12 protein-coding genes and 2 tRNA genes are annotated in these 14030 nt (G+C 60.5%); 7 read left to right on the forward strand and 7 right to left on the reverse strand.

Annotated elements, in window-relative coordinates:
* Positions 1 to 34: 34 nt before the first annotated feature.
* The 6 genes from odhB to sucC all read right to left on the reverse strand — a co-directional run bounded on the left by odhB (position 35) and on the right by sucC (position 7793).
* Positions 35 to 1651, reverse strand: a complete 1617-nt coding sequence (gene odhB, locus PAE61_RS06455; RefSeq protein ID WP_271114514.1) for a 2-oxoglutarate dehydrogenase complex dihydrolipoyllysine-residue succinyltransferase — start codon at positions 1649 to 1651, stop codon at positions 35 to 37.
* A gap of 2 nt (positions 1652 to 1653) precedes the next feature.
* Positions 1654 to 4620: a 2-oxoglutarate dehydrogenase E1 component gene (locus tag PAE61_RS06460; protein ID WP_271114515.1), complete on the reverse strand. Its 2967-nt coding sequence runs from the start codon at positions 4618 to 4620 to the stop codon at positions 1654 to 1656.
* A complete protein-coding gene (locus PAE61_RS06465; RefSeq protein ID WP_271114516.1) occupies positions 4617 to 5243 on the reverse strand; it encodes a DUF805 domain-containing protein in 627 nt (208 codons plus the stop codon). The genes PAE61_RS06460 and PAE61_RS06465 overlap by 4 nt, the downstream gene beginning before the upstream one ends.
* Before the next feature lie 7 nt (positions 5244 to 5250).
* A complete protein-coding gene (locus tag PAE61_RS06470; RefSeq protein WP_271114517.1) occupies positions 5251 to 5640 on the reverse strand; it encodes a hypothetical protein in 390 nt (129 codons plus the stop codon).
* 69 nt (positions 5641 to 5709) lie between these two features.
* Entirely contained in the window at positions 5710 to 6594 is an 885-nt protein-coding gene (gene sucD, locus PAE61_RS06475; protein WP_271114518.1) for a succinate--CoA ligase subunit alpha, read from the reverse strand.
* Between the two features lie 5 nt (positions 6595 to 6599).
* Entirely contained in the window at positions 6600 to 7793 is a 1194-nt protein-coding gene (sucC, locus tag PAE61_RS06480) for an ADP-forming succinate--CoA ligase subunit beta (protein WP_271114519.1), read from the reverse strand.
* A 56-nt stretch (positions 7794 to 7849) separates the two neighbouring features.
* Between sucC and PAE61_RS06485 the strand changes: the two genes are divergently transcribed.
* Positions 7850 to 7975, forward strand: coding sequence for a hypothetical protein (locus PAE61_RS06485; RefSeq protein ID WP_271114520.1), 126 nt, complete (start codon positions 7850 to 7852; stop codon positions 7973 to 7975).
* A 243-nt stretch (positions 7976 to 8218) separates the two neighbouring features.
* A complete protein-coding gene (locus PAE61_RS06490) occupies positions 8219 to 8590 on the forward strand; it encodes a hypothetical protein (RefSeq protein WP_271114521.1) in 372 nt (123 codons plus the stop codon).
* A gap of 78 nt (positions 8591 to 8668) precedes the next feature.
* On the opposite strand, the gene tyrS is transcribed toward PAE61_RS06490, so the two are convergent.
* Positions 8669 to 9907, reverse strand: a complete 1239-nt coding sequence (gene tyrS / locus PAE61_RS06495; RefSeq protein ID WP_271114522.1) for a tyrosine--tRNA ligase — start codon at positions 9905 to 9907, stop codon at positions 8669 to 8671.
* A gap of 56 nt (positions 9908 to 9963) precedes the next feature.
* On the opposite strand from tyrS, the gene PAE61_RS06500 reads away from it, so the two are divergent.
* The 5 genes from PAE61_RS06500 to PAE61_RS06520 all read left to right on the forward strand — a co-directional run bounded on the left by PAE61_RS06500 (position 9964) and on the right by PAE61_RS06520 (position 14001).
* Positions 9964 to 11070 (forward strand): anhydro-N-acetylmuramic acid kinase, encoded by a 1107-nt coding sequence (locus PAE61_RS06500; RefSeq protein ID WP_271114523.1) that lies wholly within the window; start codon positions 9964 to 9966, stop codon positions 11068 to 11070.
* 96 nt (positions 11071 to 11166) lie between these two features.
* Positions 11167 to 11243, forward strand: a tRNA-Asp gene (locus PAE61_RS06505).
* A gap of 23 nt (positions 11244 to 11266) precedes the next feature.
* Positions 11267 to 11343 (forward strand) — tRNA-Asp (locus PAE61_RS06510).
* A gap of 243 nt (positions 11344 to 11586) precedes the next feature.
* Positions 11587 to 12516, forward strand: coding sequence for a class I fructose-bisphosphate aldolase (locus PAE61_RS06515; RefSeq protein WP_271114524.1), 930 nt, complete (start codon positions 11587 to 11589; stop codon positions 12514 to 12516).
* A gap of 225 nt (positions 12517 to 12741) precedes the next feature.
* Positions 12742 to 14001, forward strand: coding sequence for an aspartate kinase (locus PAE61_RS06520; RefSeq protein WP_271114525.1), 1260 nt, complete (start codon positions 12742 to 12744; stop codon positions 13999 to 14001).
* Positions 14002 to 14030 lie beyond the last annotated feature (29 nt).

Below are 14030 nucleotides of genomic sequence, written 5' to 3' on the forward strand. Positions count from 1 at the left end.
TCGTTGGTGATAAAGCAGTCGTCGAGGGGCTGAGTTACAGATCCATCAGCAGGCGGCGCGGATCTTCCAGCGCCTCTTTGACGCGGACGAGGAAGGTCACCGCGCCTTTGCCATCCACGATGCGGTGATCGTAGGACAGCGCCAGATACATCATCGGGCGAATGACGATTTCGCCGCCGACGACCATCGGGCGGTCCTGGATCTTGTGCATGCCCAGAATGCCCGATTGCGGCGGGTTCAGGATCGGTGAGGACATCAGCGAGCCATAGACGCCGCCATTCGAGATGGTGAAGGTGCCGCCCTGCATTTCGTCCATCGTCAGCTTGCCGTCGCGGCCTTTCTTGCCAAGCTCGCCGATTTCTTTCTCGATCGCGGCGAAGCTTTTCTGGTCGGCGTCGGGCACGACCGGGACGACCAGACCGTTCGGGGTGCCGACGGCCACGCCCATATTGACGTAGTTCTTGTAGACAACCTCGGTTCCGTCGATCTCGGCATTCACCTCGGGGACTTCGTTCAGCGCGTGGCAACAGGCCTTCACGAAGAAGGACATGAAACCCAGCTTGACGCCGTGCTTCTTCTCGAACTGGTCCTTGTATTCGTTGCGCAGATCCATGATCGCCTTCATGTCCGCCTCATTATAGGTGGTCAGCATGGCGGCGGTGTTCTGCGCGTCCTTCAGACGGCGGGCGATGGTCTGGCGCAGGCGGGTCATCTTGACGCGTTCCTCGCGCCCGGCCTGATCGGCGGATGCGGGTGCCTTGGCAGGCGCTTTGGCGGGGGTCTTGTCGCCGCCGGATTTCGCCTTGGCCACGTCCTCTTTCATGACACGGCCATCCTTGCCCGAGCCCTGAACCTGATCGCGGTCGATGTTCTGTTCGGCCATTGCCTTCTTGGCGGAGGGCGCGTCCTCGACATCGTCCTTGCGCTTTTTGGTATCTTCGGGACCGGCACCCGGAGAACCGACATCGCTGGCAGTGTCGTCATCGCCGTCGCCTTCGGCCTCTGGCTCGGGCGCGGATTTGCTTCGGGATTTTCCGCCCGATGCGCCTTCGGTAATGACGGCCAGCTTTGCCGAGGCATCGACCGTGTCGCCTTCCTCGGCGAGGATTTCGGCCAGCACGCCCGCAGCGGGGGCGGGAACCTCGACCGAGACCTTGTCGGTTTCCAGTTCGCACAGCATTTCGTCTGCCTCGACCTGATCGCCGACTTTCTTGAACCAGGTGGCGACGGTTGCCTCGGTGACCGATTCACCAAGAGAGGGCACCATGACGTCAACGGAATTTCCGCTCATATTCTTCTGTCCTTTTTGCGCTTCTTTTTTGGGGGCGTCGTCTTCGGCGCCGTCCTTGGCCGCCTTGGCAGAACCCCCATCCTGCTTGTCCTGTTTCCTGCCGCCCGACGAGGCACCCTTGCCGGATTCGTCGATCTGTGCCAGCAGCGCATCGACACCGACCGTTTCGCCTTCGGCGGCGACGATTTCGGCCAGCACACCGGCGGCGGGGGCGGGCACCTCGACCGTGACCTTGTCGGTTTCCAGCTCACACAGCATTTCATCTGCCGAAACCGTGTCGCCGACCTGCTTGAACCAGGTGGCGACAGTGGCTTCGGTCACGGATTCGCCCAGAGTGGGAACGCGGACTTCGGTTGTCATGACTATTCCTCGATGGTCAGCGCTTCGTCGATCAGCGCCTGTTGTTCAGCTTTGTGGCGTGAGGCAAGCCCCGTCGCGACCGAAGCCGCAGCGTGGCGTCCGACATAGCGGGCGCGGAGATATTTGGCTTCAAGCTTGCCGAGCACCCATTCCAGATTGGGTTCGACAAAGCTCCACGCGCCCTGATTCTTGGGTTCTTCCTGACACCAGACGATTTCCGCCTGAGTGAAACGGCCCATATCCTTCAGCAGGGACTGGTTTGGGAACGGATAGAACTGTTCCAGCCGCATCAGATAGATATCGTCGATGCCGCGCTCGTCGCGTTCCTTCAGCAGATCGTAATAGACCTTGCCCGAGCAGATCACGAGACGGCGGATCTTGTCATCCGCGACCAGTTTCGTATCCGAGCGGCCCCGTTCCGCGTCGTCATGCAGCACCCGGTGGAAGGTTGATCCGGTCTGGAATTCCTCGGCATCGGACACGGCCAGCGGGTGACGCAGCAGCGATTTCGGGGTCATGATGACCAGAGGCTTGCGGAACTGGCGGTGGATCTGGCGGCGCAGGATGTGGAAGAAATTCGCCGGGGTCGAGCAATTCGCGACGATCCAGTTATCCTCGGCGCACATTTGCAGGAAGCGTTCCAGACGCGCCGATGAGTGTTCCGGCCCCTGACCTTCATAGCCATGCGGCAGAAGCATCACCAGACCCGACATGCGCAGCCATTTCTTTTCGCCCGAGGAAATGAACTGGTCGAACATGATCTGCGCACCATTGGCGAAATCGCCGAACTGGGCTTCCCACATGGTCAGCGCGTTCGGCTCGGCCAGGGAATAGCCATATTCGAAGCCGAGCACCGCATATTCCGAGAGCATGGAATCATGCACCTCATACCGGGCCTGACCCTCGCGGATATTGTTCAGCGGGTAATAGCGGTCTTCGTTGACCTGATCGACGAAGGCCGAGTGGCGGTGGCTGAACGTGCCGCGGGTGGAATCCTGCCCGGTCAGGCGGACCGGATGGCCTTCCAGAAGCAGCGATCCGAAGGCGAGCGCCTCGCCCGTGGCCCAGTCGAAACCCTCGCCGGTTTCGAACATCTTCTTCTTCGCCTCGATCAGCCGACCGACGGTCTTGTGCAGATTGATATCCTCGGGCGCGGTGGTCAGGGCGCGGCCGATTTCCTCCATCGCCTCCTTGGGGATGCCGGTATCGCCGCGGACATATTCCTCGCCCTCTTTCTCGAATCCGGTCCATTTCCCGTCCAGCCAGTCGGCCTTGTTGGGCTTGAAGTTCTTGCCGAGGTCGAATTCCTCGGAGAGATGGGCCTGGAAGGCGGATTTCATATCCTCGATCTCGCCTTCGGGGATCAGCCCGTCAGCGACCAGCCGGTCGGTGTAAAGCTGAAGGGTCGTCTTGTGGCCCTTGATCTCCTTGTACATCGCCGGGTTGGTGAACATCGGCTCATCGCCTTCGTTGTGACCGAAGCGGCGATAGCAGAAAATGTCGATGACCACGTCCTTGTGGAATTTCTGGCGGAACTCGGTCGCGACCTTGGCGGCGTGGACAACCGCTTCGGGATCGTCGCCATTGACGTGGAAAATCGGCGCCTCGACCATCAGAGCTATATCGGTCGGATAGGGCGAGGTACGGCTGAAATGCGGTGCGGTGGTGAAGCCGATCTGGTTGTTCACGACGATATGGATCGTCCCGCCGGTGCGGTGGCCGCGAATGCCGGAAAGCTGAAGGCATTCCGCGACGATGCCCTGACCGGCGAAAGCCGCATCGCCATGCAGCAGGATCGGCAAGACGCCGGTGCGGTCGGTCCGGTCGCCAAGCTGATCGCCCTTGGCCCGTGCCTTGCCGAGAACGACCGGATTGACGGCCTCAAGATGCGAGGGGTTGGCGGTCAGCGACAGGTGCACGGTATTGCCGTCGAATTCACGGTCCGAGGACGCGCCGAGGTGATATTTCACGTCACCCGAGCCATCGACCTCTTCCGGTTTGAAGCTGCCGCCCTGAAATTCGTGGAAGATCGCGCGATAGGGTTTGCTCAACACATTGGCCAGCACGGAGAGGCGGCCCCGGTGCGGCATGCCGATGACGATTTCCTTCACGCCGAGCGCACCGCCGCGCTTGATGATCTGTTCCATTGCCGGGATCAGCGATTCACCGCCATCAAGGCCGAAACGCTTGGTTCCCATGTATTTTACATGCAGGAATTTCTCGAACCCTTCAGCCTCGACCAGCTTGTTCAGGATGGCGCGGCGGCCATTCTGGGTGAAGGCGATTTCCTTGCCGTAACCCTCGATCCGTTCCTTCAGCCATGCGGCTTCCTCGGGGTTCGAGATATGCATGTATTGCAGCGCAAACGTACCGCAATAAGTGCGGGCCATGATCTCCTTGATTTCGCGCATCGAGGCGATTTCCAGCCCCAGCACGTTGTCGATGAAGATCGGGCGATCCATGTCGGACTCGCTGAAGCCGTAAGTCTCGGGGTGAAGCTCTCCGTGGTCGGGAACTTCGCGCAGCCCCAGCGGATCAAGATCGGCGTGAAGATGGCCGCGGATCCGGTAGGCGCGGATCAGCATCAGCGCACGGATCGAATCGAGCACTGCCTGACGCATGGCGTCCGGGGTGATTTCCTTGCCCTTCTCGGTCGCTTTGGCGGCGATTTTCTCCATCGCGGCATTCGCTTCGGCCTCGGAGGTCATCGGCCATTCGCCGGTCAGCGCGGCGGTCAGCTCGCCATTGGCGGTCGGCGGCCAGTCCGCGCGTTTCCAGCTTGGACCCGCTGCCTCGGCCTTGGCATCCGCCGCGTCGTCGCCAAGCCCGGCGAAAAAGCGGTCCCATGCGGCATCGACCGCTTTCGGGTCGCGGGCCCATTGACCGTAAAGCTGTTCGACATACTCGGCATTATGTCCCTGCAGGAAGGACGAATCGTGAAACTCGGTGTTTTTGGGTTGTTCGGTCATTGATCTTGCTCCAGCGGGCTTGGCCCGAAGCGGTTGGTCCCGGGCTGCGATTTCCGCACAGTCCAGATAAGTATTATCAGCGAAAGGATAAGAGAGAGGGCGATCCCGGCATAGAGGATCGCCACAACAAGCGTTAACGAGGGGGGCGCAGAGGCCGCGCCGGAAATGGCCGCGACCTGCACCAGCAGGATGACGGCCACCACCGGGATCAATGGGGCCAGAAGCCACCAGCCGCTGCGATCCGTATCGTGCAGACGCCGCACGGTGACGGTCAGGCTTGGCAGCAAGACGACAAGGCCCGCCACGGCAGAGAGCGGCCCCTCACCGAAACTGGCATCGGCTGGCAGCATTCCGAGACCTGCCTCGATCATGCCGACCAGAGCGGCAAGGATCGTGGTTGCAAGGACCCACCACCAATATTCCGACCGGCGCGCGCGGCCCGAGAAGCGGATATATTTCGAGATCACGCTGCGTATCGACTGAACCGGCCCCATTCCGGGGGCGGAGGGCCGATGCCCTGCATATTCTGGCTGTGCTTCGGGCAGGGCAGAGCGCATGGGATTGCTGCTGCGCCATGCGGTGCCGCCGATCCGTCCTCGTCCTGTGCGGTCCTGATCGCTCATCCCTGCCTCACACACAGAAAATGTCGATCTTGCGCGTGCCGGGATCATCCCCTGCGGCGACCTGCGGTGCGGGCAGAACATTCGACACGCGGCGTCTTTCCAGCCCGCATAAAGCGGATGCGGCGCGTTGCTCGGCATCCATCGGAGCGGATGCGGGAAGATAGATCAGCCGCCAGCCGAAATTGCGCCGGGCTACGGTGCGCACGGATTCGGGCGGAAGATTGGTCGCAAGGGGCAGATTAGTACTGGCCGGAACGCCGCCGCGCAGGATTTCGTCAGTATTTCCCGGACCGCATGAGGACAGACCAAACACCGTTGTCGCGAACAGCGCCGCAGGCACAAAGCGCACAGACCCGGAAACCGGGACAGGCGCTGCGTGATCTGGGCGGGCGTTCATCATATCCACCTGGGTTTTGCGGTTTGCCGCACCCCCATAGTTAGTCCGGGGATGCGGCCTGTCAAATCATCAGCCCTTGATCGCCTGAAGCACGGCCTCGCCAAGCTGAGCGGGGCTTTCGGCAACGACGATCCCGGCCGATTTCATGGCTTCGATCTTGGATTCCGCGTCGCCCTTGCCGCCCGAGACGATGGCACCGGCGTGACCCATGCGGCGGCCCGGAGGGGCCGTGCGTCCGGCGATGAAGCCTGCGGTCGGTTTCCACTTGCCCTTCTTCTTCTGCTCGGCAAGGAACTCGGCCGCTTCTTCTTCGGCGCTGCCGCCGATCTCGCCGATCATGATGATGGATTCGGTTTCGTCATCGTCGAGGAACATGCGCAACACGTCGATATGCTCCATCCCCTTGATAGGGTCGCCACCGATGCCGACCGCCGAGGATTGGCCAAGTCCGACATCCGAGGTCTGTTTCACCGCCTCATAGGTCAGCGTGCCGGAACGCGACACAACGCCGACGCTGCCACGCTTGAAGATGGAACCAGGCATGATGCCGATCTTGCATTCGTCGGGGGTCATGATGCCGGGGCAGTTCGGCCCGATCAGACGGCTGGCGCTGCCTTCAAGCGCACGCTTGACGCGCATCATGTCCAGAACCGGAATACCTTCGGTGATCGCCACGATCAGCGGGATCTCGGCATCGATGGCCTCAAGGATCGAATCCGCCGCGAAAGGCGGTGGCACATAGATCGCGCTTGCCGTCGCGCCGGTCTTTGCCACGGCCTCATGGACCGAGTTGAAAACCGGCAGGTCCAGATGCTCGGTCCCGCCCTTGCCGGGGGTCACGCCGCCGACGACCTGTGTGCCGTAAGCAATCGCCTGTTCGGTGTGGAACGTCCCCTGCGAGCCGGTGATGCCCTGGGTGATGACTTTGGTGTTCTTGTCTACGAGGATCGCCATCGGGATTATCCTTTCACCGCTTTAACGATTTTTTCTGCGCCGTCTTTCAGGTCGTCCGCTGCGATCACGTCCAGCCCGGATTCGTTGATGATCCGCTTGCCTTCCTCGACATTGGTGCCTTCCAGACGCACCACCAGCGGCACTTTCAACCCGACCTCTTTCACGGCGGCGACGATGCCTTCCGCGATGATGTCGCAGCGCATGATGCCGCCGAAGATGTTCACCAGAATGCCTTTGACGTTTTCGTCCGAGGTGATGATCTTGAACGCCTCGGTCACCTTGTCCTTGGTCGCGCCACCGCCGACATCCAGGAAGTTCGCCGGTTCCGCACCATACAGCTTGATGATGTCCATCGTCGCCATCGCCAGACCCGCACCGTTCACCATGCAGCCGATCTCGCCGTCGAGCGCGATATAGTTCAGGTCGTATTTCGAGGCGGCGAGTTCCTTCGGATCTTCCTCGGTCTCGTCGCGCAGGGCGAAGATGTCGTCATGGCGGTACAGGGCGTTATTGTCGAAGCCCATCTTGGCGTCGAGCGCCTTGAGGTTGCCGTCAGTGGTGACGATCAGCGGGTTGATCTCCAGCATCTCCATGTCCTTCTCGATGAAGAGGCGATAGAGATCCTTGACCAGCTTGACGCATTGCTTGACCAACTGGCCCTTCAGCCCAAGGGCGAAGGCGACGCGGCGGCCGTGGAAATCGGACAGGCCCGAGGCCGGATCGACGCTGAAGCTGACGATCTTTTCCGGGGTTGAGGCGGCGACTTCTTCGATATCCATGCCGCCTTCGGTCGAGGCGACGAAGCTGACGCGGCTGGTTTGACGGTCGACCAGCAGGGCCAGATACAGTTCGGTTTCGATATCCGAGCCGTCTTCGATATAGATGCGGTTGACCTGCTTGCCGGCTTCGCCCGTCTGGTGCGTGACCAGCGTGCGGCCCAGCATCTGGCGGGTCATCTCTTCCGCTTCCGAGGTGGATTTGGCCAGCCGGACGCCGCCTTTGTCACCTGCGGCGGATTCCTTGAATTTACCCTTGCCGCGACCGCCGGCATGGATCTGGGCTTTCACCACCCAAAGCGGGCCGTCCAGTTCGCTTGCGGCGCGCTTGGCGTCCTCGGCACGGGTCACGACGCGGCCGTCGCTGACCGGAACGCCATAGTCGCGCAGCAGCGACTTGGCCTGATATTCATGGATGTTCATGGCAAACCTCTCGTTGATACGGTTTGTCAGTCTGTCTTGCATATAAGAGAGCGGGGATGAACCGTCTTTTGCATCTGACGTACGTGCAGGGCAAAAAAAACCGTCTTGTGATCACAGCGATAAAAACTGTGATCACAAATCCAGTGATTTGCCGAGGCGCAGCGCTGCAAGAAGCAGGGTGACGCGACGAAATCTTGGCTCCGGCGTAATATCTGCACCAGTGCTTACAGCGCCAATCGAGCAATGGCCTGAAATGCGCCTATTGTTTTTATCAACGCGCTCTTGTTGTACTGTGCGGATAAGTTAAGCTAAGATTTAGTTAAAGATATATCTAATATGCAGCAATAGCTCAGGCATGTGTGTCATTTTTGTGTCAGTTTTAATGACCCTGATTCTATTCGAAAAATCAAACCTAGGCATGCGCAGTGTTCTATAAAAATATTCTGTTTCGGCTTGCTATCGTTCTCCTGATGTCGCTGTCTGTTCTAATCGCAGGAATATGGCTTGGTTATTGGGGGCTCGGTCATCTTGAGGTGGATGGCGTTGAACACGCCCGGGAAATCGGACATCTGCTTGGCCTGTCTGCGCAGGGTGCGGATGGGTCAGTGGACGCTTATTATGCACAACTGCTTTGGCTTCCGGATATGATGATTCCAATCACGTGCAGAATTCTTCATCTGGATGCCTGGGTCGTTGGTATATTGTTTTTGCCTGCGGCTTTTGTCTTGCTCAGTTTCGGTTTCGACTTTGCTCTGCGTGATCCCGGTCACAAGGACCGTGACGAGGAATATATGTAGCATTCCCCGATCGAGCGCTTCCGGTCGGACTGCGTCTTCAGTTTCCCCGAATGCTTGCCGGATGTTTCTGCTAACCGATCAGCCGATCTGCACCATGCGGTGCTTCTTCTTGCCGACCGAGATCTTCAGCCCGTCGCCGATCGCGGCGGCATCCAGCTGGGTCTGAGGATCGGCGACCGCCTCATTATTCAGCCGCAAGCCACCTTCGGAGATCAGGCGCTTGGCCTCTTTGCCCGATCCGGTGATGCCGGTCTGGGTCAGCAATTGCACGACCGAAATGGGCAGGGCGTCGGGTGCAATCGTCACCACCTCCAGATCGCCGCCGGCGCCGCCTTGCTCGAAGACCTCACGAGCAGTGGCTTCGGCGGATGCGGCGGCCTCGGCGCCATGCAGAAGCGTCGTTACCTCATTGGCCAGACGGATCTTGCCCTCATTGATCTCGGACCCCTGAAGCGCCCCCAGCCTGTCGCATTCATCGACCGGCAATTCGGTATAGAGCTTCAGGAAACGTCCGACATCGGCATCGGTGGTATTGCGCCAGAACTGCCAGAATTCGTAAGGCGACAGCATATCCCCGTTCAGCCAGATCGCGCCGCCCTGCGACTTGCCCATCTTGCGCCCGTCCGAGGTGGTCAGCAGCGGCGTCGTCAGCCCCCACACTTCCTGATCCAGCACCCGGCGCGTCAGATCGACGCCGTTCACGATATTGCCCCACTGATCCGAGCCGCCCATCTGCAAGCGGCACTCGTAACGCCGGTATTGCTCAAGGAAATCATAGGCCTGAAGGATCATGTAGTTGAATTCGAGGAAGCTCAGCGATTGTTCGCGATCCAGCCGGGATTTCACCGATTCGAAGGACAGCATCCGGTTGACGCTGAAATGCCGCCCGATATCGCGCAGGAAATCCAGATAGTTCAGCCCGTCCAGCCACTCGGCATTGTTCAGCATCATTGCGCCATTCTCGCCGTAATCGAGATATTGCGCGAAAACCTTTTGCATCCCGTCGATATTCGACTGGATCTGCTCCGGCCCCAGCAAGGGCCTCTCATCCGAACGGAAGGACGGGTCGCCTACTTTGGTTGTGCCGCCGCCCATCAGGGTGATCGGGCGGTGGCCGGTTTTCTGGAACCAGCGAAGCAGCATGATGTTCAGCAGATGCCCGACATGCAGACTGGCCGCCGTGGCGTCATAGCCGATATATGCTGTGACCGGCCCCTCGATCAAAGCGTCGTCAAGCGCGGTCAGATCGGTGCAGTCGGCCAGAAAGCCGCGCTCCATGATAATGCGCAGAAAGTCGGATTTTGGGGTCGGAGTCATGGGTTTTTCCTTCTCAATGGGCCGGATATACCGGGGCGGAGAAGGAAGGAAAAGCCATGAAACATGGGATGATCCGCGCTTTGGGGATGATGTCGGGGACATCTCTGGACGGGGTGGATGCGGCGCTGATCGACACGGATGGGCAGCGTATCGGCGGGTTCGGGCGGTCGGGCTATCGCGCCTATTCCTGCAATGAGGCCGAGATTCTGCATGCAGCGCTTGGCCGTTGGCCGGGCGATGATGGCGTGACCGAGGCCGCCGCGCTGTCGGTCGCCGCCCATGCAGCGCTTGCAGCGGATTTCCCCGAGGCAGAGCTGATCGGCTATCACGGCCAGACGCTTGCCCATGATCCGGGTGGGCGCGGTACGCATCAGGCGGGATCAGGCGCAGAGCTGGCGCGGCAGACAGGCCGCCGCGTTGTCTGGGATTTCCGTACCGAGGATGTGCGGCAGGGCGGGCAGGGTGCGCCGCTGGCTCCGTTTTTCCATTGGGCCTGCGCCGATTGGGCAATTCGGGAAGGGCGGATGGAGGCCGTGCCGGTCGTGTTTCTGAACCTCGGCGGGGTGGGCAATCTGACCTGGGTGGACCCGGCGGCAGGGGGACCGGAGACCGGCTGTATCGCCTTCGATACCGGCCCCGCCAATGCGCCGATCAACGATCTGATGCGGGCGCGGGGGCTCGGCGCGCGGGACGATGGCGGGGCGCTTGCGGCGCGGGGCAGGGCGGATGCGCGGATCGTTGCCGATTTTCTGCGGCATCCCTATTTCGCCCGTACCCCGCCGAAATCGCTGGACCGGGATGCATTTGCAGGGCTTTCGGAAGCGGTCAAGGCCCTGCCGGATGCCGATGCTGCGGCGACTCTGGTGGTGGCGCTTGCCGCCTCGGTTGCGGCGGGTCTCGATCATCTCCCCGCCTCGCCCGCGCGATTGCTGGTCTGCGGGGGCGGGCGGCATAATGCGGCGATCATGCAGGCATTGTCGGAAACGCTGCCCTGCACGGCCGAGCCAGTCGAGGCTGTGGGGCTGGATGGCGACATGCTGGAAGCGCAGGCATTTGGCTGGCTTGCCGTGCGGGTGCTGCGCGGGCTGCCGATCTCGGGCCCCGCGACAACCGATGCCCCTGCGCCTGTCTGCGGGGGACGGATCAGTCCGGCGCGGAAATGAGAGTCGGATTTTTCCGATTCCTTGCTTGACGGCCCGGGTCTCTGCGCGTAAATCCCCGCTACCCCGGCGGGCGATCATGCCGGGGTTGGTGAGCATGCGGTTGTAGCTCAGTTGGTTAGAGTACCGGCCTGTCACGCCGGGGGTCGCGGGTTCGAGCCCCGTCAACCGCGCCATCACCATCGCCCGACAATGATGCGCGGTTGTAGCTCAGTTGGTTAGAGTACCGGCCTGTCACGCCGGGGGTCGCGGGTTCGAGCCCCGTCAACCGCGCCATCGTTTTCCCTTCTGGCCCTCATCGGAAAAGCGATCTCGCGAAGATCCTCATCTTCAGTGTCCAAATACCTCCGGGGGTGTGGGGGCAGGCAGCCCCCACTCAGTTCGTGCCGTTTTGACCAGCCGTCGCAATGACAGGCTTCCCGATCTCGGTCGCTAACATTTTTCCGTTACCGATAACGAAGATTGCCGCCTGCCATTCCTCTGATAAGACCCGGTGAGACATCAGATTCAGGGGACGCCATGAAGGTCAATAACATCGTTAAGAAGATCCTTGCCAATTATGAGGGCGAGAATCCCGGCGTGAAGGGCAATCTCTGCCGTATGCTTATGGAGGGTAAGCTCGGCGGCACTGGCAAGATGATCATCCTGCCGGTCGATCAGGGGTTCGAGCATGGCCCGGCACGCAGCTTTGCGCCGAACCCGGCAGGTTACGATCCCCATTATCACTATAAACTGGCCGTCGATGCGGGTCTGAATGCGTTTGCGGCACCGCTCGGGATGCTGGAGGCGGGTGCGGACACATTCGCGGGGCAGATCCCGACGATTCTGAAATGCAACAGCGCCAACAGCCTCATGTCGGATACGGCAGGCAAGAATCAGGCAGTAACGGCAACCGTGCAGGACGCGCTGCGTCTGGGGTGCTCGGCCATCGGGTTCACGATCTATCCGGGCTCGGACATGGCGCTTGATATGTTCGAGGAAATTTCCGAGATGCGGGCCGAGGCGGCTGCTGTCGGGATCCCGACCGTCATCTGGTCCTATCCGCGGGGCGAGGCGATCAGCAAGGACGGCGAAACCGCCATCGACATCGCGGCCTATGCCGCCCAGATCGCGGCGCTGCTCGGGGCGCATATCATCAAGATCAAGCTGTCCACCGATCATCTGGAAAACAAGGACGCGAAAAAGGTCTATGAGGCGCAGGGGATTGACGTCTCGACCCAGGCCAAGCGCGTGGCGCATTGCATGGAGGCCGCTTTCGGCGGTCGCCGGATCGTGGTCTTCTCGGGCGGCGCGGCAAAGGGAGCGAATGCGGTCTATGACGATGCACGCGCCATCCGTGACGGCGGCGGCAATGGGTCGATCATCGGCCGTAACAGCTTCCAGCGGTCGCGTGAGGATGCGCTGGAGATGCTGGGGAAACTGGTCGATATCTATAAGGGCCGCGACTGACGGAACCGCCGGACCGGGGCGCTGCCCCGGACCCCGGGATATTTCATCCAGTGTGAAGGGCGGTCCGTCGGGGCTGCCCTTCTTTTCTGAAAAATCCGGATGTAATTTCAGGGTGATGAGCGATTTTTCATCTTGTTCCGTGCGCGGGCTTGCGCGTGGTTCTGCACCGCCATAGAAGGTTGCGGATTTGAAAACCCCGGTTGCGGGGTCGGGTGGAGGGACAGCATGCCCTTGCTGGTGATGAAATTCGGCGGCACATCGGTCGCCGATCTGGACCGGATCAGAAACGCCGCCGAGAAGGTGAAGCGTGAGGTTGAGCGTGGCTATGATGTCATTGTGATCGTCAGTGCCATGTCCGGGAAAACGAATGAGCTGGTTGGCTGGGTCGAGCAGACCTCTGCGTTTTTCGATGCGCGTGAATATGATGCGGTGGTCAGTTCGGGCGAGAATGTGACCGCCGGGCTGATGGCGCTGACGCTTCAGGAGGCCGGTGTGCCCGCACGATCCTGGCAGGGATGGCAGGTGCCGATCAACACCACGGATCAGCATTCGGCGGCGCGTTTCGTCGATATTCCGCGGACTAATCTGGATCATAAATTTGCCGAAGGCTTCAAGGTTGCCGTGATCGCCGGTTTTCAGGGGATCGGGCCGGATGGCCGGATCACCACATTGGGCCGGGGCGGGTCCGACACCACCGCCGTTGCCTTTGCCGCCGCTTTTGACGCGGAGCGCTGCGATATCTATACTGATGTGGACGGTGTTTATACGACCGATCCGCGTATCACGTCGAAGGCGCGAAAGCTGCGCCGGATCGCCTTTGAGGAAATGCTGGAACTTGCCAGTCTGGGGGCGAAGGTCCTGCAGACCCGCTCGGTCGAGCTGGCGATGCGTTATAATGTCCGCCTGCGGGTGCTGTCCTCGTTCGAGGATACGGATGACGAATCCGGCACTCTGGTCTGCGATGAGGATGATATCATGGAATCGAAAGTCGTTAACGGCGTTGCTTTTTCGCGTGACGAGGCCAAAATCACCCTTGTGACGGTCGAGGACCGGCCCGGTATTTCCGCTGCGATTTTCGCGCCTCTGGCCGAGGCCGGCGTGAATGTGGATATGATCGTTCAGAATATTTCCGAGAAGAATTTCGAACATCACAAGGGTTCGGTCACGGATATGACCTTTTCCTGCCCGATCAATCAGGTCGAGCGGGCCAAAAAGGCGATGGAGGATGCGCGTCAGTCTGGCTCGATCCAGTATGATGAACTGATCGTCGATACGGATGTCGCCAAGGTCAGCGTGGTCGGGATCGGCATGCGCTCGCATGCCGGGGTCGCCGCGCGTATGTTCCGGGCACTTGCCGATGAAAACATCAATATCAAGGTGATTTCGACGTCCGAGATCAAGATCTCGGTGCTCATCGACCGGAAATACATGGAACTTGCGGTTCAGGCGCTTCATGATGCCTTCGAACTGGAGAAATCCGCGTAAGCAGCGCCATGTGCGCGACAGGGCAGGGG

It is taken from the genome of Paracoccus aerodenitrificans (genome assembly GCF_027913215.1).
In the GTDB taxonomy this organism is placed as follows: domain Bacteria; phylum Pseudomonadota; class Alphaproteobacteria; order Rhodobacterales; family Rhodobacteraceae; genus Paracoccus; species Paracoccus aerodenitrificans.